Below are 17,398 nucleotides of genomic sequence, written 5' to 3'. Positions count from 1 at the left end.
AAGGAACCCCATGAGCGAGAACAAGAATCCCCACGAGAAAGTCGAGAAGAACGTCGGCCTGATGGCGGTGCTGATCGCGGTCGCCGTGTCGTTCGGCGGCCTGGCCGAGATCGTGCCGCTGATGTTCCAGGCCGAGGCGATCAAGCCACTGGAGGGCGTCGAGCCCTACCCGGCGCTGGAACTGGCCGGCCGTGACGTCTACGTCCGCGAAGGCTGCTACAACTGCCATTCGCAGATGGTGCGCACCCTGCGCTTCGAGACCGAGCGCTACGGCCACTACTCGCTGGCGGGGGAATCGGTCTACGACCGTCCCTTCCAGTGGGGCAGCAAGCGCACCGGTCCGGACCTGGCGCGTGTCGGCGGCCGTTATTCCGATGCCTGGCACCGCGTGCACCTGATCAATCCGCGCGACGTGGTGCCCGAGTCGAACATGCCCAGCTTCCCATGGCTGGAGAAGAACCAGGTCGACGGCGCCACCGTGACCCGGCACATGAGCGCGCTCAAGGCCCTGGGCGACCCCTACAGCGACGAGCAGATCGCCAGCGCCGCAGAGGACGTCAAGGGCAAGACCGAGCTGGACGCGGTCGTCGCCTACCTGCAGGGACTGGGCCGGCACGCGCCGCGGGGAGGCCAGCAATGATCTCCGGCATCGTGACCGCGCTGCTGCTGGTGCTGTTCGTCGGCGGCTGGATCTGGGCCTGGAGCCCGAAGCGCAAGCGTGAGTTCGAGGATGCGGCACGCCTGCCGCTGGAAGATGACAACGTGCAATACGGCAACGGGGGAGAGCGCGGATGATGAGCATGGGATGGACGTGGTACGTCATCGCCCTGGTTGCGCTGAACATCCTGGGCTGCGTGTGGCTGCTGTGGTGGACCGCGCGCCGCCGTCCGGGCGACCCGAAGCCCGAGGACACGCTGCATACCTGGGACGGTGACATCACCGAGTACAACAAGCCGTTGCCGCGCTGGTGGATCAACCTGTTCTACCTGACCATCTTCTTCAGCATCGGTTACCTGTTCTGGTATGGCGGGCTGGGCAACATCCCCGGCTACAGCGGCTGGACCTCCAAGGGCGAGCACGCCAAGGAGAAGGCCGTCGAGGACGCCAAGCTCGAGCAGACCTTCAAGCCGTATGCCGGCAAGGCGATCGACCAGCTGGCCAAGGATCCCAAGGCACTGGCGCTGGGCCGCTCGATCTTCGGCAACACCTGCGCCACCTGCCACGGCTCCTCGGGCCAGGGTGCCATCGGCTACCCGAACCTGACCGACGACATCTGGCACTGGGGCGGCTCGCCCGAGCGCGTCCTGGAAACGGTGCTGGACGGCCGCGAAGGCATCATGCCCGAGTGGGGTACCGTGCTCACCGGCATGGGCGGCCCGGAGGCGATCGACTACACCATCGCCTACGTGCGCACCCTGTCGGCCCCGGAAACCCTGCAGAACAACTACATGGCCGCCCGCGGCAAGAAGCTCTACGAGGGCGTCTGCGTGGCCTGCCATGGGGTCGACGGCAAGGGCAACCAGGACATCGGCGCGCCGGACCTGACCGACAACTACTGGCTCTACGGCAACAGCCGTGAAAGCCTGTACAAGACGATCACCGAAGGCCGCCACGGCAGCATGCCGGCGCACCGCGAACTGCTCGGCGAGACCCGCGTCCGCCTGGTCGCTGCCTATGTCTGGTCGTTGTCGCATAATCAGGCTGACACCAAGGCCAGCACGAGCGCAAAGTGACCGACTTCAGCGAGCCACGCTTCGACCACCCCCCACGTCCGCTTGCCCAGCGCGTGGGGGCCATCGCCTGGCCCAGCTTTTTCGCCGCCGGCGTGGCGACGATGGTGTTCTTCGCCTTCGTCGACCCGCTGACGCTGCGCGACATGACCTTCCCGGACCTGCAGATTTCACGCGAGCTCGGCTATACGCTGGGCTTCGCCATGTTCTGGCTGGCCACCGCCTCGTCCAGCCTGTTCACCTGGATCCTGCTGCGGCCCGCCAGCCGCTTCAACCGCGCCCTGCCGCCGGACCGCTGAGCGGCGGCTGCGACAATCCGTCGCTTCCTTGCATTCGTTTCAAACCGATACTGACCGCTCCCGCGCAGCAACACGCCCCGCATACGCCATGACCGTCAACCGCCCGTTCCCGCTTCCGCCCTCGCCGCCCGCCACCGGACGCCTGCCATGAGCAAGCGCATTCCGCTGGATGTCGTGGACGAACAGGGCAATTCGTTCTACGTCAGCGAGCGCAAGGTCTATCCGCGCGACGTCTCGGGACGCTTCAACCGCCTGCGGGTGGCCGCGGTGGTGTGGCTGCTGGGCATGTACTACCTGTTCCCATGGCTGTCGTGGGACGGCCGCCAGGCCGTGCTGTTCGACCTGCCGGCACGCAAGTTCTACATCTTCGGGCTGGTGTTCTGGCCCCAGGACTTCCTGTTCCTGGCGCTGCTGCTGATCATCGCGGCGATGACGCTGTTCTTCTCGACCGCGCTGTCCGGACGCCTGTGGTGTGGCTACGCATGCCCGCAGACGGTGTGGACCGAGACCTTCCTGTGGATGGAGCGCTGGACCGAGGGCGACCGCCCGCGGCGCATGAAGCTCGATGCCGGCCCGTGGAACCGCGAGAAGGTGCTGCGCAAGGGCAGCAAGCACCTGCTGTGGCTGCTGTTCGCGCTGTGGACCGGGTTCACCTTCGTCGGCTTCTTCACCCCGATCAAGGACCTGGGCGCGCGCCTGCTGCCGTTCGAGTGGGGCGGCTGGGAGACCTTCTGGGTGCTGTTCTACGCGCTGGCCACCTGGGGCAACGCCGGCGTCCTGCGCGAGCAGGTATGCAAGTACATGTGCCCGTATGCGCGCTTCCAGAGCGCGATGTTCGACCGCAACACGCTGTTGATCGCCTACGACCCGATGCGCGGCGAACCGCGCGGCCCGCGCAAGCGCGGCCTGACCAGCGTACTGGAGCGCGCGCGCGGCCTGCTGATCCCGTCGGTCGCCTATGACTATGTATTCCGCGCCGGGCGCCATCCGTCCGCCGCCACCCAGGCCGCGCACGCCAAGGGCACGATCACCTGGGACGGCGAGCTGGCCGACGTCGCGCCGTTGCCGAAGTTCGCCCCCGAGGAACTGGGCGACTGCATCGACTGCACCATCTGCGTGCAGGTGTGCCCGACCGGCATCGACATCCGCAACGGCCTGCAGTACGAGTGCATCGCCTGCGGTGCCTGCATCGACGCCTGCGATGAAGTCATGGACAAGGTGGGCTACCCGCATGGCCTGATCCGCTACTCCACGCAGAACGCCATCGACGGCAAGCCGACCCGCGTGCTGCGCCCGCGCATCTTCGTCTACGGCCTGCTCCTGCTGGGGCTGTGCGGTGCCTGGGTGTGGGGCGTGGGCCATCGCAGCGAGCTCATCGCCGAAGTGCTGCGCGACCGCAACGCCCTGTACCGGCAGTCCGCCGACGGCAGCATCGCCAACGACTACACGCTCAAGCTGATCAACAAGAGCCAGGAAACCCGGCGCTACCGCATCACCCTGGAGCCTGCCGACGCCGGCCTGCGCCTGCAGGGCCAGACCGAGGTCCAGGCCGGTCCCGAGCAGGTGCTGCCGGTGGCGTTGAACGTGGTGGCCGACGGCGAGGTCAGCGGCCGCCGTGCGCTGCGCTTCGTGGTCGAGCGCGAGGGTGGCGGCGAAAAGCGCGTCGTCGAAAGCAGTTTCTTTGGTCCGGTGCAATGAACGAACGTTCCAGATCCCCCTGGCGGGTCCCCGTGTTCTGGCTGGTGGTCGGCCTGCCGCTGCTGTCGATCGTGGCCGGCGTCGGGCTGGTGATCATCGCCGTGCGCTCCGGCGGCGCCGACGTGGTGTCCGATCCGGTGCAGCGCGTGTCGCAGATCCAGACCACCGACCTGGGGCCGGACGAAGCGGCCGCCAAGCTGGGCCTGAGCGCGGTGCTGCGTGTGGAGGACGGCGTGGTCGAAGTACTCCCGGCCACCGGCAAGTTCGCCACCGGCGCCCCGCTGCAGCTGGTGCTGGAACACCCCACCCGCCAGTCCGACGACCTGCGCCTGGAACTGCTGCCGCAGGGCCCGGGCTGGCGTGTCCAGCAGGCCGTGGACGGCGAGCACGACTGGGTCGTGCAGCTGCGCGACGGCGAAGGCCGCTGGCGCCTGCACGGCCGGCTGCCGAAGCAGCAGCATGCCGCCCGCCTCTCTCCCTCGCTGGGCGGGGAACACTGAGCCCGGACGTGATCGCCGATCCGGCGCGGTCGCCCGCCGTCATGGCGGCCACCGGCACCTGCCACCACTGCGGCGAAACACTGCCGGCCCAGCCCCACATGGCGACGCTGGACGGCAGCACGCATGCGTTCTGCTGCCATGGCTGCGCCGCGGCCGCCGAGTGGATCGCCAGCGCCGACCTGGACGGGTATTACCGCCTGCGCAGCGCCAATGGCGCGCGCGTGGGCGAAGTGCTGCCCGATCTGGCGGTCTGGGACCGCGCCGACGTGCAGGCCGAGCACAGCCGCGCGGTCGATGGCGGCCGCGAGATCACCCTGCTGACCGACGGCATGCGCTGCGCCGCCTGCGCCTGGCTGATCGATCGTGCGCTGGCGCGCGAACCGGGCGTGATCGACTGCGGCGCCAATGCCGTCACCGGCCGCATCCGCATCGCCTGGGACCCGGCCCGCACCGCGCTGTCGGCACCGCTGCAGCGGCTGGCGATGCTCGGCTACCGCCCGTACCTGGCCGGCAGCGAGGCCGCCGAGCGGCAGCGCACCCGCGAACGCCGGCGCTGGCTGTTGCGGCTGGGCATCGCCGGCCTGGGCATGCTGCAGGCGATGATGCTGGCAGAAGCCCTGTACCTGGATTTCAACAGCACCATGCCGGTGCCCACGCGTGATTTTTTCCGCTGGCTGACGTTCCTGCTGTGCACGCCGGTGGTGTTCTACTCCGGCTGGCCATTCCTGTCAGGGGCGATGCGCGAACTGCGCGAGCGCCGCCTGGGCATGGACGTGCTGATCGCCAGCTCCACCCTGCTCGCCTACCTGGCCAGCCTGGTGGAGACCATCCGTGGCGGGCCGCATGTGTGGTACGACGCGGCGGTGATGTTCGTGTTCCTGCTGCTGGCCGCGCGCATGCTCGAACAGCGCGCGCGCTCGGTGGCCAGCGCCCAGGTCGACGCGCTGGCGCGCGCGCGCCCGGCCTTCGCCACCCGCGAACACGCCGACGGCCAGCGCGAAGCGGTGCCGCTGGCGGCGCTGAGCGTCGGCGACGTGGCCTGCGTGGCGGCCGGCGAAGCGGTACCGGCCGATGGCGTGCTGCTCGGCGACGGCGGCGAGGAGGCCTGGTTCGAGGAGGCGCTGCTGACCGGCGAATCGGCCCCGGTACGCAAGCAGCCCGGCGAGCCGGTCTATGCCGGCACCGTCTGTCGTGAACGCCCGGCGCGGCTGCGCGTCACCCTCACCGGCACTTCCACGCGCCTGTCGCAGCTGGCGCGGCTGGTCGAACAGGCCCAGGCGCACCGGCCGGCGCTGGCCCGCCTGGCCGATCGCATCGGCAGCCGCTTCGTGCTGGCACTGCTGCCGGTGGCGCTGGTCGTGTTCGCCGGCTGGTGGCACTACCAGCCCGAACGCGCGCTGGAGGTCACCCTCGCCCTGCTGGTGATCAGCTGTCCCTGCGCGCTGTCGCTGTCGGTGCCGGCGGCACTGGCCACCGCGCACGGCGCGCTGGCCCGCATCGGCCTGCTGGCGGTACGTGCGGATGCAATGGACACGCTGGCGCGCGCCACCGACATCGTGTTCGACAAGACCGGCACGCTCAGCGACGGCCGCCCGGTGCTGGCCGCCACCCAGGTGCTGGACCCCGCGCTGGATACGGCCGGCGCACTGGATATCGCCGCGGCCCTGGAGCGCGACAGCGGCCATCCGCTGGCCGCCGCCTTCACCCGCGGTGACGCCACCGCCCTCGGCGCGGCACGGGTCGAGGCGGTTCCCGGGCGCGGCGTGCAGGGGGTGGTCGATGGCCGCCACTGGCGCCTGGGCCGGGCCGACTTCGCCGCCGCGCGCCAGGACGATGGCGCACTGTGGCTGGGCGACGGCCAGCGCGCCGCGGCCCGCTTCGTACTGGAAGAGCGCGCCCGCGACGACGCCGCGCAGGCGCTGGCCGCGCTGCGCGCGCAGGGCCTGCGCGTGCACCTGGCCAGCGGCGACGGCGAGGCGGCGGTGCGCCGCATGGCCGCGACACTGGCGCTGGACGATGCGCACGCGCGGCAGTCGCCGGAAGACAAGCTGGCGCTGGTGCGGCGCCTGCAGGCCGAAGGCCGGGTGGTGGCGATGGTTGGCGACGGCCTCAACGACGCACCGGTGCTGGCGGGCGCCGACGTCTCCATCGCCATGGGCGAAGGCGCCTCGCTGGCGCACCGTGCCGCCGACCTGGTCACCACCGGCGGCGGCCTGCGCCGGATTCCGGCCGCGATCACGCTGGCACGTGCCACCCAGCGCATCATCCGCCAGAATCTGGCCTGGGCCACCGGCTACAACCTGCTGGCGCTGCCTTTGGCCGCGGCCGGCTGGGTCACGCCGTGGCTGGCAGCGCTGGGCATGGCGCTGTCATCGCTGATCGTGACCCTCAACGCCCTGCGCCTGGCGCGGCTCAAGACACCCATGGAGGCACCCTGATGGCCATCCTGCTGATGCTGATCCCGATCAGCCTGATCCTGCTGGGGCTGGCCGTGGCCGCCTTCGTCTGGGCGGTAAAGCGCGGCCAGTTCGATGATCTCGACACCCCGGCGCTGGACATCCTCGAGGACAACGACCGTCCCGCGCCGCCCGCCGGCGACACCCACGCGCGTGCCGGCGAGCCGAGCGGTCGCGACTGAACGTGTTGCCACTGGACATCCCGGTCCTGACCGCCGCGTTCGTCGCCGGCCTGCTCGGCGGGCTGCACTGCGCGGTGATGTGTGGCGGCATCGCCACCGGCTTCCCGGCGATGGCCCCGGGCCGCGCCCTGAGCGTCGCCTGGCAGGCCAATCTCGGCCGTGTCACCGGCTACACCGTGGCCGGCGCGCTGGCCGGTGGACTGGGGGGCGGCATCCTGCGGCTGGCGCGCAGCGACACCCTGGCGCTGGGCGTGCGCGTCGCCGCCGGCCTGGCCCTGGTCCTGCTGGCGCTGCGCCTGCTCGGCCGTGGCGGCCGCCTGGACCTGCTGGCCCGTCCCGGCCAGCAGCTGTGGCAATGGCTGCGACCCCTGCACCGGCACCTGCTGCCGGCGGACCGCGCGTGGCGCCGCCTGGCGCTGGGCGCGCTGTGGGGCTGGATGCCCTGCGGCCTGAGCCTGAGCCTGCTGAGCGTGGCGTGGCTGCAGGCCAACGCACTCGGTGGCGCGCTGGTGATGGCCGTGTTTGGCCTGGCCACCCTGCCTGTGATGTTGCCGCTGACCTGGTCCGGTGCGCGCATGGGCCGCTGGCTGCAGCGCCCGGGCCTGCGCGTGGCGCTGGCCGGCTTCATCCTCGCCGCCGGCCTGCTGACCATCGCCACCCCGTGGCTGATGCAGGTGCCGGCGCTGCATGGGGTGCTCAGCGCGCTGGGCTGCCAGCCACTGCAATCCCGCTGATCAATCGCCGGCCGAACCGCCGGCCCTGGCCATGAACGACGGCAGCCGGCCCTTCAGCGCGACATGGCCGAACAGGCATGCGGCATACAGTGCGCCGAGCAGGGACACCGGCAGCCAGTAATCGAACGGGATGTCGCCGATGGCGACCTGATGCACCCGATACGCCAGCGCGGCACAGAGCGAACGCAGCACGAGGCGCGAATCGACGATTTCCTGCGCGGTTTTCATGCACGGCCTCCGCTGCGCGGTGCCGTGTCACCGAGGATACGACACCTACGTGGCCCGCCGGCAATGCCGCTCAATGCCCGTGATCGTGGCCGTCGTGCCCGTCGTCGTGCGCGCCCTGCCGCGCGTGCACGGCGCAGGCATCGCCACAATGGTCGGCCTCCACCTGCAGGGTCACGTGATCGATGCCGAAGCGCTCGTGCAGCATGGCGGCCAGCGCGCGCCGCAGCGTGTCCGCGTCCTGGCCGGTGGCCGTCGTCACCACGTGCGCGGTCAACGCCGGCGTGCTCGAACCCAGCGCCCAGACATGCAGGTCGTGGATGCCGGTGACGCCGGCATGGCCGCGCAGCGCCTGCTCCACGTCGGCCAGCGCGATGCCCTTGGGCACGCCTTCGAGCAGCACGTTCAGCGCGTCGCGCAGCAGCACCCAGGTGCGTGGCAGCACCCACAGGCCGATCAGCACGGCGAGGATCGGATCAACCAGGGTCCAACCGGTGAAGCGGATGACCAGCGCGGCGAGGATCACCGCCACCGAGCCCAGCATGTCGCTCCACACTTCCAGGTAGGCGCCCTTGACGTTCAGGCTCTCGCCACTGCCGGCACTGAGCAGGCGCATGGCGATCAGGTTCACCAGCAGGCCGAAGCAGGCCACCCACAGCATGCCGGTGGAAGCGACGGCCTGTGGCTCGCGGAAGCGGCCCACGGCCTCCCACAGGATGTACAGGCCGACCGCGAACAGCAGGCCGCCGTTGGCCAGCGCGCCCAGCGCTTCCAGCCGCGCGTAGCCATAGGTGCGGCGCGCATCGGCCGGGCGCCGGCTGAGCCGCACCGCGGTCAGCGCGATCACCAGCGCCAGTGCGTCGGTGGCCATGTGCGCCGCATCGGACAACAGCGCCAGGCTGTTGGTCATGAACGCGCCGACCACCTCCACCACCAGGTAGGACGAGGTCAGCGCCAGCGCCCACCACAGGGGCTTTTCGTGGCGTATCTCGCTGGGGACGTGGTTGTGGTCGTGGCTCATGGCGGGCTCCGTGCAGGACGCCGCCAGCTTAGCCAGCCCGGTGCGGCGGAGACTATTACATCACCGCCGCCCGCAGCGTCGTGCTCAACCCACTGGTGCCGCGATCAGCGCGGTCCCAGCACCGCCTGCAGGTCGTCGCCCTGCGGCAGGCCCGAACGTGTCTGTACGCTGCCGTCTGCGTCCTTGAAGACGATGCCCGGCGTGCCCTGGAACCCGAGCTCCAGCATCGCCAGTTCGTTGTCGCGCAGCTTGGCCTCGATCTCGGCCGGCACCTTGGCCAGGCCCTTGATGCCGCCGCGGGAAAAATCGCGCTCGTTCTGCTGCAGCGCCTGCTCCGGCGACGCCGCGCCGAGGATCGCCGCGGCCTTGTTGGCGCTGTCCTCGCGGATCACCCCCACCAGGATCTGCACCTTGCCCGACTCCACCCACGGGCGTGCGGCTTCCCAGAAGCGATTGCAGTACGGGCAGTTGGGGTCGCTGAAGGCATACACGATGCGCGGCGCGTCGGCCTTGCCGTCGGCTACCCAGTGGCTGGCCTCGACCCGCTGCCACAGTTTGGCGCCCATCGGCCCGGACACCAGCTCCTTGAGCTTGGCCGCACCGACGTCTTCGCCCTTGGCATTGACCAGGGTGCCCACGATCGCATGCTGCCCGTCGCTGGACACGTACACCGCCAGCGGACGCTGCCCGGCGACGCCGGCGTAGCCGGTCAATCCCACCGGCGTGTCGAACGTGCCCATGAACTCCACACCCTGCCCGCGCAGGGTCTTGACCACCTCCGGCTCGGCGGCGGCGGTGCTGGCAGCCTGGGGGGAGGCCGGCGGCGCGGCGCCGCCATCGCGGGCGCAGGCGGCCGGCGCCAGCATCGAGGCCGAGAGCAACAGCAGGAGGGGACGGGAACGGGTCATCGCATATCTCGCAGGAGGAATCGGGAAGTCATTGCAGCTCGCGCAGGCGCATTTCCAGCGTGGCCCGCGACAGCTCGCCCATGTGCGCGCGGCGCAGCCGGCCGTCGGCGTCGAAGAACAGCGTGGTCGGCAGCGCGCGCGCACCGGTCAGGCGCATCAGCTCCGACTCCGGATCCAGCAGAATGTTCCCCGGCGCCAGCATTTCGGCGCGCAGGTAATCGGCAACCTCGCTGGCGTCCTCACCCTGGTTGGCGAATACGAAGGCCACCTGCGGGTGCTCCGCCTGCGCGCGCGCCAGGGTGGGCATCTCGCGCCGGCACGGACCGCACCAGCTCGCCCACAGGTTCACCACCAGCGGTTTGCCAGCGTGGGCGGACAGCGGCACCGCGCTGCCCTGCATGTCGCTCAATACGATGTCGGGCAGGACGATGGTCGAGCGTTGCACCGCGAACAGCGCCATGCTGCCGACCAGCCAGAACGCGGCGCCCGCGGCCAACCCGAGCAATACCGGTCTGCGCGGAGCCTGGCGCCGGGTCCGCCACAACGCATAGGCCGACGCCACGGCCACGCCGGCCCAGACCGAATACCCGCCATCGCCCAGGCGGATGATCGAAAGCGGCTGCGGCAGATAGTCCGCCGCGTGCCACAGTACGTGCGCCACGCGCGCACCCAGGACGCCGAGCAGGAACGCGTCGAGCACCACCGCGCCGGCGCGGCGGCGTGCGCCATCGGCGGCACTGGCCATCCCGCGCGCGAACAACCAGGCGATCAGGGCCGCGACCAGACCCAGCACCGCCATCAACGGAAACGGCCCGGCACTGATCACCGACATGGCGCAGCGCCATGCGGCAGGTAAACCTGAACGGGAAGGAGCCGGATCACATCCGGCAGTTGCGCGCACGCTGGAGGCAAAGCGAAAGAAAAAACGCTGGATGACACGTTGGCATGGACCGTTGCGGATAAGCCCTCAAACAGTAGCGGCTACGGCCGATAATGTCTCTTCGCCCCGCCACATCCCCGCAATCGCCATGCCCAACACCCCCTCTCCCCGCGCCGACCACGACGACAACAGCCTTGCCGCCGACTGGCGCAGGAACCTGGTCGAGGCCGGCCCCGAAGCGGCGCAGGTGCTGGCGGCGCTGGCGGAAACGGGCGCGGCGGAGATGGCGGTGCATTTCTACCAGGTGATGATGGGCGACCCGCGCGCCTCGCGCCTGCTGTCGCATGAACAGGTACGCACGCGCCTGCAGCCGGCCATGCAACGCTGGGTGAACGGCCTGCTGCGCGCCACTCCGGACGACGTGGAGGGCCTGATCGCCGCGCAGCGCGTGATCGGCGACGTCCACGCCCGCGTGGGCATCCCCGTGGACCTGGTGACACGCGGCACCCGCGTTCTGAAGCAGCGCCTGTTCCAGTCCATCGCCACGTTGGCGGGCCACGGCCAGGTCGCGCACGCAGCCGTGGCCAGCCTCACCGCCTCGTTCGACATGGCGCTGGAAGGCATGACCCTGGCCTATTCCAACGCGCGCGAACGCTCCTCGCGTACCGATGCCGCCTACCGCCTGTTCTCGCTGGTGCAGAACGTGGGCACCGAGCGCGAGCGCCAGCGCGCACTGCTGCTGGACTGGGAAAACACCCTGCTCTACGCCCTGGCGAGCCAGTGCGACACCGCCGGCTTCCAGTCGCTGGCAGGCTCGGAGTTCGGGCTGTGGTTCACCCACAAGGGCGTGCCAAGCTTCGGCGAAAGCGCCGAGACCCGGCAGATCTGCGAGCTCATCGGCGAGATCGACGATGCCCTGCAGCAGACCCTGCATGACGAGAACGACGCCCGCGTGCGTGCCACCCAGCTGCAGGACATCCGCGGCCGCGTCAGCCAGGTCCGCAGCCTGCTGGGCATGCTGTTCGAACGCATCGGCGAACTCGACGCCGGTTGCGACACGCTGACCAACCTGCTCAACCGGCGTTTCCTGCCGACCGTGCTGCGCCGCGAAATCGAACTGGCGGCCAAATCGCAAAGCAGCTTCGCGGTGCTCCTGCTGGACCTGGACCATTTCAAGACGATCAACGACGAACACGGCCACGAAGTGGGCGACCGCGCCCTGCAGCACGTTGCCACCATCCTCGGCCAGTTCACCCGCGGCAGCGACTATGTATTCCGCTACGGCGGCGAGGAGTTCGTGGTGGTCCTGGTGGCGGTGGACGAGCCGCAGGCCCTGGTGATCGCCAACAGCCTGTGCCGGCGCGTGGCCGAATCGCCGGTGGCGCTGGCCAACGGCGGCGGGCTGGGCATCACCACCAGCATCGGCGTGGCCGTGCATGACGGCCATCCGGACTACGAGCGGGTCATGGCCCGCGCCGACGCGGCGATGTACCAGGCCAAGAAGCGTGGCCGCAACCGCGTGGTGCTGGCCGATGGCTCGCTGCCCGAGGCGCCGGGACGCATCGCGTTGCAGCGCAGCTGAGCCGGCACCGGCCATCGCATGCTGGGCACGTGGCATGATCGGACCGCCACCGCCACAGGAAAGCCCGATGCCGACTTGCCGTCCGTCGTTCCGCCGCATGCTCCTGGCCTGCTTCGTGCTGTTCGCCAGCACCTCCGTGCTGGCCGCCACGCCGGTCGCCGAACCCGCGCATGTCGATGCCGACGGTCCTTACGTGTTCCGGGAGGACGGCCACCTGCGCGCCCGCTGGATCTGCGATGACGCGGTCCAGGAGCAGGCCTGGGACGACGCGCAGGCGACGGTCGCGGCGCGCTGCGGTTATCCGCACCCGGTCGCCGTGGCGCCGCCGCTGCCGGTGGCCACGGCGCTGCTGCCGCCGGCCGCGCGCATCGTCGCGGTGTCCGATATCCACGGCCAGTACGGCCTGCTGGTGAAACTGCTGCGCGCCAACGGCGTCATCGACGAACAGGACCGCTGGACCCTGGGCCGCGACACCCTGGTGATCGCCGGCGACGTGTTCGACCGCGGCCCGCAGGTCACCGAGGTGTTCTGGCTGCTGTACGGCCTGCAGCAGCAGGCCGCGGCGGCCGGCGGCGCGGTGCACTTCGTGCTCGGCAACCACGAGACCATGGTGCTGTACGACGACCTGCGCTACGTCAACCCCAAGTACCTGCGCAGCGCGCAGCTGCTCGGTCGCAGCTATCCGCAGCTGTATGGCGCCGACTCGGTGATCGGGCAGTGGCTGCGCACCCGCCCGGTGCTGCTGCGCGTCGGCGACACGCTGTTCCTGCACGGCGGCATCTCGCCCGAGGCGCTGCAGCTGGCGCTGGACCCGGCCGCCACCAATGCCGCCTACCAGGCATCGCTCGGGCGTCCCAAGGCCGAGGTCAAGGCCGATCCGGCCACCGCGCCGCTGTACGACGGCAAGACCAGCCCGATCTGGTACCGCGGCTACTTCGACGGGCGCCTGGATACCGCCGGCGTGCAGAACCTGCTCGACCAGCTGGGGCTGGAGCGCATCGTCGTCGGCCATACCTCGATGCCGCACGTGAGCACGTTCCACGGCGGTCGCGTCATCGCCATCGACAGCAGCATCAAGAACGGCGAGAACGGCGAACTGCTGTTCATCGAAAACGGGAAACTCAGCCGCGGCCTGCTCGACGGCTCCCGGGTGGCGCTGGCCGAGGGGACCCTCGACGCGGGCGACTGACCCGCCACGCGGCTGCCGGCGCCGCCATCGTTCCTCGACGGAAGCCGGCCGCAGCGTGCTGGATATCGCAGGTTCCCTACGGGCGACCTGTACCGGCACGTACGCGGGGGGCATGCGGCAGTTCGTCGCCGGGCACCGCCAAGAAGGCGAAGTGAGGGTGGGAATGCAGCACCCGGTCCCTCCCCGAGCCAATTTTCAACAGCCCTCCGTTCCGTCAATACGGGCGACCACATCTGCTATCGGGACTGGCTGGGATTGGTGGCCCGTCGTAGCCTGGTGAATGCGGAGTACTCCCAACTGCGCAATGCGAACACTGCGCTGCAGCCACTGCGCGCTTCCAATGGCAAGGCTGCATCCTGGCGTGCGAGAGCATCGAACTCGCGCGCCAGGCGGGACATTTCCGCAGCGATATAGCGCATCGAACCATCGGACAGCGATCCGCCCATGAAGTGGAAGCCATCGGTCGGTGCATCGAAACGCGCGGCAAAGAACTCCGGAAGGATGTGCTCGATGAAGAACCGATGGACCGAGCCATCCTTGCGCCAGGAAAAGTTGCGCGCGGTCAGCTTGCGGATCCGGTTCGGCGGCCTGTAGTCCACCAGCCGCATCGCGTCCAGCCTGAGCAGAAGCGAGACCAGTTCATTCTCGTCGATGTGGAAAGCGGCGATTATTTCCGCGAATTTCCAGTCGTTGAGCACCAGGTAAGTGATCAGCAGCAAGCGGGCATCGGCGATCAGCTCTTGCTCCTGCACGTCGCTCAATTCGGTCAACAGGACCGGGCCCTGTCCATCGCCGCGGATCAGCTCCTCCATGCCGACTCCGAGGACTTCGCAGATGCGGTCCAATCGCCCCAGCGAGAAATTGCCCCGGCTGAGGTCGCGCTTCACCGTCGGCTCACTGACGCCCAGTTGTGCGGCAAGGTCGCGATAGGTCATGCCCCTCGCCCGCAGCAGTTCACGGATACCGCGCAGGATGAGCTTTGACCCCGACATGATTGACCTTCCGGCGAGTTGATCGACGCAAAAAGTATCACTATTTGATACCTTCCCGGGCATCACCTGCGCTCCGCGCTCCCGCTGCTTGCCGCCATTCGATGGGTCGAACAGGCTCTCGCTCACCTCAACCGAACAACCTGTCGAATGGACCACGACTCCCCGCATCCGATACCGCTGCGCATCCTGGGAACCGGCGAGTACATCCCATCGCGCCGGGTGGACTCGAACGAGTTCGACCGTCGATGGAGCAAGCCCGACGGCTGGACCCGGCGCCATGTGGGGATCGACTACCGGCATTTCGCCGGCGCCGACGAGCCGGCTTCGATGATGGCTGCGCAGGCGGCACAGGATGCGTTGCGGCGCGCCGACCTGCGCGCCGACCAGGTCGATGCGGTGATCAGCGTTTCCGGGGTGATGGAGCAGGCGATCCCCTGCACCGCCGCATTGGTGCAGCGGCGACTGGGACTGTCGGGCAGCCGTATTCCGGCCTTCGATGTCAACGCCACCTGCCTGGGCTTTCTGGTCGCACTGGACCTGGTCGCCTCGGCGATCGCGACGCACCGCTTCCGCCGCGTGCTGCTGGTCGCCGGCGAAGTCGCTTCGGCTGGACTCGACTGGGACGATACGGACACCGCCGCCCTGTTCGGCGACGGCGCAGCCGCGGTCGTCGTGGAAGCAGCCGGGAAAGGTGACGCTTCGTGCCTGCTGGCTACACACATGGAAACCCACAGCGAAGGCACGGAGTTCTGCCAGGTGCGCGCCGGCGGTACCCGCGTGCGCCTGTCCGATGGCGCCGGACAATTCTCAGCCGCCTCGCGCTTCGAGATGTCCGGGCGCGCGACCTACCGTTTGGCCGCGCAGAAGCTGCCCGGCTTCATGCGCGCGCTGTTCGACCGCGCGAACGTGGCGGCCGGGGATCTGAAGCGGCTGGTCCCGCACCAGGCCAGCGTGAAAGCGCTGGACCACCTGCAACGCGCATTGCGGTTGCCGCAGGATAGTTTGGTGCGGATCCTGGAAACGCACGGCAACCAGATGGCGGCATCGATTCCATTGGCGCTGCACCACGCGATAGAGCACGGCGAGCTGCGCCGCGGCGACCTGTTCGCGATGGTCGGCTCCGGTGCCGGCCTGTCGTTCGCCGGCGCGGTACTGAGGTACTGAGCATGGCGCAGATCCTGGTCACCGGCGCTACCGGCTTCATCGGCAGCCACGCCGTGCGGCGGTTGGCCTCTGCCGGACACCAGATCATTGCCACCGGCCGCGATCCGACCCGGCTGCCTGCCGGCGACGGCCTGATCCGGCCCGTTGCCGCCGACCTGGCAGGCGACGCGCTCGAGCCGCTCCTCGCCGGATGCGACGTCGTCGTGCACTGCGCGGCATTGTCCGCGCCATGGGGCTCCGCCGAGGCGTTCCGCAGGGCGAACGTGACCGCGACCGCGCGACTGCTCGACGCCGCGCGGCGCCAGCGCGTTAGCCGCTTCATCCACATCGGCTCGCCGAGCATCTACTTCCGGTTCCGCGACCAGTTCGGCGTAGGCGAGGAGTTCACTCCCCCGCCACGCTGGATCACCGAGTACGCACGCAGCAAGTGGGAGTCTGAATGTCTGGTGCGCGACGCGTGCGTAGATGGCATGCAGACGCTGATCCTGCGTCCGCGCGCGGTATATGGGGAAGGCGACCGCGCGATCCTGCCGCGACTGATGGCCGTGGCCGCACGCGGCTGGTTTCCGCTGGTCGACGGTGGTGGTGCACTGATTGATGTTACCCACGTCGACAACCTCGTCGCACTGATGGCGCATTGCGTGGATGCCGATCTGCCCGCCAACGGCCGCGCCTACAACGTCAGCAATGGCGAGCCGGTGCGCGTGCGTACGCTGCTCGAAAATCTGTTCGCCGCACTCGGCCGCGACGTGAGGCTGGTGTCGGTGCCGCGCGCACCGGCATTGGCGCTGGCAACGTTGTCCGAGTGCCTGTCCCGGCTGCGGGCTGGCCGGCCGGAACCCCGCTTGAGCCGCTACGGCATTGGCGTGATCGGCTATTCGCAAACACTGGACATCACGCGCGCGCAGCGCGAACTGGGCTACCGCCCACACACGGATATGCAGGCCAGCCTCGCCCGCTTCGCACGCTGGTGGGAGACCCATGGCCACGCTTGAATGGCGGCTCTACGAAGCCGGGCATTGCACACACCCCGAACTGGCGACCCGCCGGGGCGCTTCGCCGCGCGCGTGCGAGTTTCCCGCCCTGGTCACGCTGCTGCGGCACCCGGAGCACGGCCGGATCCTGTTCGACACCGGCTATTCCGGACATTTCCTGGACGCCACCGCGCGGTTCCCGGAGCGGCTGTATCGGCTGGTCACGCCCGTCAATCTGTCACCATGCGAATCGCTGGCGGCACAACTGCACCGCGATGGCGTTGCACCGGAGGACATCGGCTGGGTGGTGGTTTCGCACCTGCATGGGGACCATGTCGGTGGGCTGGCCGATTTCGCGGGCGCACGCGTTGCCTGTTCGCGCGCGGCGTGGGACGACCTGCACGGGCGCTCCCGCCTGGGTGCGCTGCGCGTGGGCCTGCTGCCGTCCTTGCTGGAACGGCAACAGCACGCGTCGCTGCACTGGTTCGAAGACCGACCGGCGCGGGAACTGCAACCGCCGTTCGACCATTTCGGCCATGGCTACGATCTGTTCGGCGACGCCAGCCTGCTGCTGGTGCCACTACCGGGCCATGCTGCCGGACATTTCGGCGCATTGTTCGATGACGGAAACGGCCCCGTTTTCCTGGTTGCGGACGCCAGCTGGTCGTCGCAGGCGATTCGCGACAATGCGCCACCGCCCGCGCTGGTCACCGGCTGGCTCGGAGACACCACTGCCTATCGCGATACGCTCGCCCGGCTGCATGATCTGCATCGCACCACCCCGCGACTGCGCATCGTGCCTTCGCATTGCCACGAGTGGCGTCCCCGTCGGGAGCGGCAACGATGACATGTCGGGTCCTGATC

At 69.4% G+C, this 17,398-nt stretch carries 19 protein-coding genes; 14 read left to right on the top strand and 5 right to left on the bottom strand.

Features of this window, described 5'->3' with window-relative positions; translation table 11 throughout:
- Positions 1-10: 10 nt before the first annotated feature.
- The 9 genes from ccoO (at position 11) to QQA12_RS05655 (ending at position 7,599) form a co-directional block, all read left to right on the top strand.
- Positions 11-640 carry a cytochrome-c oxidase, cbb3-type subunit II gene (ccoO, locus tag QQA12_RS05695; RefSeq protein WP_054664334.1) on the top strand — a complete coding sequence of 210 codons (630 nt, stop codon included), beginning with the start codon at positions 11-13 and terminating at the stop codon, positions 638-640.
- Positions 637-795, top strand: coding sequence for a cbb3-type cytochrome c oxidase subunit 3 (locus tag QQA12_RS05690; RefSeq protein WP_082393911.1), 159 nt, complete (start codon positions 637-639; stop codon positions 793-795). Before ccoO ends, QQA12_RS05690 begins: the two co-directional genes overlap by 4 nt.
- Positions 795-1,733 (top strand): cytochrome-c oxidase, cbb3-type subunit III, encoded by a 939-nt coding sequence (gene ccoP, locus QQA12_RS05685; protein WP_054664331.1) that lies wholly within the window; start codon positions 795-797, stop codon positions 1,731-1,733. Before QQA12_RS05690 ends, ccoP begins: the two co-directional genes overlap by 1 nt.
- Entirely contained in the window at positions 1,730-2,029 is a 300-nt protein-coding gene (locus tag QQA12_RS05680) for a hypothetical protein (RefSeq protein ID WP_054664328.1), read from the top strand. The genes ccoP and QQA12_RS05680 overlap by 4 nt, the downstream gene beginning before the upstream one ends.
- Positions 2,030-2,176: 147 nt before the next feature.
- Positions 2,177-3,727, top strand: a complete 1,551-nt coding sequence (locus QQA12_RS05675; RefSeq protein WP_056932170.1) for a 4Fe-4S dicluster domain-containing protein — start codon at positions 2,177-2,179, stop codon at positions 3,725-3,727.
- On the top strand, positions 3,724-4,227 hold the full coding sequence (locus tag QQA12_RS05670; protein ID WP_226050074.1) for a FixH family protein: 504 nt from the start codon (positions 3,724-3,726) through the stop codon (positions 4,225-4,227). The genes QQA12_RS05675 and QQA12_RS05670 overlap by 4 nt, the downstream gene beginning before the upstream one ends.
- A gap of 8 nt (positions 4,228-4,235) precedes the next feature.
- Positions 4,236-6,665, top strand: coding sequence for a heavy metal translocating P-type ATPase (locus QQA12_RS05665; RefSeq protein WP_226050075.1), 2,430 nt, complete (start codon positions 4,236-4,238; stop codon positions 6,663-6,665).
- Positions 6,665-6,865: a cbb3-type cytochrome oxidase assembly protein CcoS gene (ccoS, locus tag QQA12_RS05660; protein ID WP_054664316.1), complete on the top strand. Its 201-nt coding sequence runs from the start codon at positions 6,665-6,667 to the stop codon at positions 6,863-6,865. The genes QQA12_RS05665 and ccoS overlap by 1 nt, the downstream gene beginning before the upstream one ends.
- Positions 6,866-6,867: 2 nt before the next feature.
- Positions 6,868-7,599, top strand: coding sequence for a sulfite exporter TauE/SafE family protein (locus QQA12_RS05655; protein ID WP_226050076.1), 732 nt, complete (start codon positions 6,868-6,870; stop codon positions 7,597-7,599).
- Here the strand turns inward: QQA12_RS05655 and QQA12_RS05650 are convergent, their stop codons facing one another.
- From QQA12_RS05650 to QQA12_RS05635, 4 genes are all read right to left on the bottom strand, one after another.
- The gene (locus tag QQA12_RS05650) at positions 7,600-7,827 is read right to left on the bottom strand and encodes a hypothetical protein (RefSeq protein WP_226050077.1); all 228 of its coding nucleotides are present in this window, start codon (positions 7,825-7,827) and stop codon (positions 7,600-7,602) included. It lies immediately after the preceding gene.
- 70 nt (positions 7,828-7,897) lie between these two features.
- Positions 7,898-8,845, bottom strand: a complete 948-nt coding sequence (locus tag QQA12_RS05645; RefSeq protein WP_056932165.1) for a cation diffusion facilitator family transporter — start codon at positions 8,843-8,845, stop codon at positions 7,898-7,900.
- 104 nt (positions 8,846-8,949) lie between these two features.
- Positions 8,950-9,753, bottom strand: a complete 804-nt coding sequence (gene dsbG, locus QQA12_RS05640) for a thiol:disulfide interchange protein DsbG (protein ID WP_226050078.1) — start codon at positions 9,751-9,753, stop codon at positions 8,950-8,952.
- A 28-nt stretch (positions 9,754-9,781) separates the two neighbouring features.
- Complete coding sequence (locus QQA12_RS05635) at positions 9,782-10,585, bottom strand: TlpA disulfide reductase family protein (RefSeq protein ID WP_054664303.1); 804 nt, start codon at positions 10,583-10,585, stop codon at positions 9,782-9,784.
- 196 nt (positions 10,586-10,781) lie between these two features.
- On the opposite strand from QQA12_RS05635, the gene QQA12_RS05630 reads away from it, so the two are divergent.
- Both QQA12_RS05630 and QQA12_RS05625 read left to right on the top strand, forming a co-directional pair.
- Positions 10,782-12,215 carry a GGDEF domain-containing protein gene (locus tag QQA12_RS05630; protein ID WP_226050079.1) on the top strand — a complete coding sequence of 478 codons (1,434 nt, stop codon included), beginning with the start codon at positions 10,782-10,784 and terminating at the stop codon, positions 12,213-12,215.
- Positions 12,216-12,282: 67 nt separating this feature from the next.
- Positions 12,283-13,404 carry a metallophosphoesterase gene (locus tag QQA12_RS05625; protein ID WP_226050080.1) on the top strand — a complete coding sequence of 374 codons (1,122 nt, stop codon included), beginning with the start codon at positions 12,283-12,285 and terminating at the stop codon, positions 13,402-13,404.
- Between the two features lie 236 nt (positions 13,405-13,640).
- Here the strand turns inward: QQA12_RS05625 and QQA12_RS05620 are convergent, their stop codons facing one another.
- Positions 13,641-14,522 carry a helix-turn-helix domain-containing protein gene (locus QQA12_RS05620; protein WP_226050081.1) on the bottom strand — a complete coding sequence of 294 codons (882 nt, stop codon included), beginning with the start codon at positions 14,520-14,522 and terminating at the stop codon, positions 13,641-13,643.
- 21 nt (positions 14,523-14,543) lie between these two features.
- Between QQA12_RS05620 and QQA12_RS05615 the strand changes: the two genes are divergently transcribed.
- From QQA12_RS05615 to QQA12_RS05605, 3 genes are read left to right on the top strand one after another with little or no spacing between them, the layout of a single operon-like run.
- Positions 14,544-15,560 carry a beta-ketoacyl-ACP synthase 3 gene (locus QQA12_RS05615; RefSeq protein ID WP_226050082.1) on the top strand — a complete coding sequence of 339 codons (1,017 nt, stop codon included), beginning with the start codon at positions 14,544-14,546 and terminating at the stop codon, positions 15,558-15,560.
- A 2-nt stretch (positions 15,561-15,562) separates the two neighbouring features.
- Entirely contained in the window at positions 15,563-16,555 is a 993-nt protein-coding gene (locus QQA12_RS05610) for an NAD(P)-dependent oxidoreductase (RefSeq protein WP_226050083.1), read from the top strand.
- Positions 16,542-17,381 (top strand): MBL fold metallo-hydrolase, encoded by an 840-nt coding sequence (locus QQA12_RS05605; RefSeq protein ID WP_226050084.1) that lies wholly within the window; start codon positions 16,542-16,544, stop codon positions 17,379-17,381. Before QQA12_RS05610 ends, QQA12_RS05605 begins: the two co-directional genes overlap by 14 nt.
- Positions 17,382-17,398: the final 17 nt, after the last annotated feature.

It is taken from the genome of Stenotrophomonas sp. 17(2023), from assembly GCF_030345315.1.
In the GTDB taxonomy this organism is placed as follows: Bacteria; Pseudomonadota; Gammaproteobacteria; order Xanthomonadales; family Xanthomonadaceae; genus Stenotrophomonas; species Stenotrophomonas acidaminiphila.
Note: the sequence above shows the minus strand (reverse complement) of the source record. Positions and strands in the feature narration are given on the sequence as shown.

What these genes read in the sequence shown, in the direction of transcription:
- ccoO (WP_054664334.1), top strand. Translation starts at nt 11, where the DNA reads ATGAGCGAGAACAAGAATCCCCACGAGAAAGTCGAGAAGAACGTCGGC.
- QQA12_RS05690 (WP_082393911.1), top strand. Translation starts at nt 637, where the DNA reads ATGATCTCCGGCATCGTGACCGCGCTGCTGCTGGTGCTGTTCGTCGGC.
- ccoP (WP_054664331.1), top strand. Translation starts at nt 795, where the DNA reads ATGAGCATGGGATGGACGTGGTACGTCATCGCCCTGGTTGCGCTGAAC.
- QQA12_RS05675 (WP_056932170.1), top strand. Translation starts at nt 2,177, where the DNA reads ATGAGCAAGCGCATTCCGCTGGATGTCGTGGACGAACAGGGCAATTCG.
- QQA12_RS05670 (WP_226050074.1), top strand. Translation starts at nt 3,724, where the DNA reads ATGAACGAACGTTCCAGATCCCCCTGGCGGGTCCCCGTGTTCTGGCTG.
- ccoS (WP_054664316.1), top strand. Translation starts at nt 6,665, where the DNA reads ATGGCCATCCTGCTGATGCTGATCCCGATCAGCCTGATCCTGCTGGGG.
- QQA12_RS05650 (WP_226050077.1), bottom strand. Translation starts at nt 7,827, where the DNA reads ATGAAAACCGCGCAGGAAATCGTCGATTCGCGCCTCGTGCTGCGTTCG.
- QQA12_RS05645 (WP_056932165.1), bottom strand. Translation starts at nt 8,845, where the DNA reads ATGAGCCACGACCACAACCACGTCCCCAGCGAGATACGCCACGAAAAG.
- dsbG (WP_226050078.1), bottom strand. Translation starts at nt 9,753, where the DNA reads ATGACCCGTTCCCGTCCCCTCCTGCTGTTGCTCTCGGCCTCGATGCTG.
- QQA12_RS05635 (WP_054664303.1), bottom strand. Translation starts at nt 10,585, where the DNA reads ATGTCGGTGATCAGTGCCGGGCCGTTTCCGTTGATGGCGGTGCTGGGT.
- QQA12_RS05630 (WP_226050079.1), top strand. Translation starts at nt 10,782, where the DNA reads ATGCCCAACACCCCCTCTCCCCGCGCCGACCACGACGACAACAGCCTT.
- QQA12_RS05625 (WP_226050080.1), top strand. Translation starts at nt 12,283, where the DNA reads ATGCCGACTTGCCGTCCGTCGTTCCGCCGCATGCTCCTGGCCTGCTTC.
- QQA12_RS05615 (WP_226050082.1), top strand. Translation starts at nt 14,544, where the DNA reads ATGGACCACGACTCCCCGCATCCGATACCGCTGCGCATCCTGGGAACC.
- QQA12_RS05610 (WP_226050083.1), top strand. Translation starts at nt 15,563, where the DNA reads ATGGCGCAGATCCTGGTCACCGGCGCTACCGGCTTCATCGGCAGCCAC.
- QQA12_RS05605 (WP_226050084.1), top strand. Translation starts at nt 16,542, where the DNA reads ATGGCCACGCTTGAATGGCGGCTCTACGAAGCCGGGCATTGCACACAC.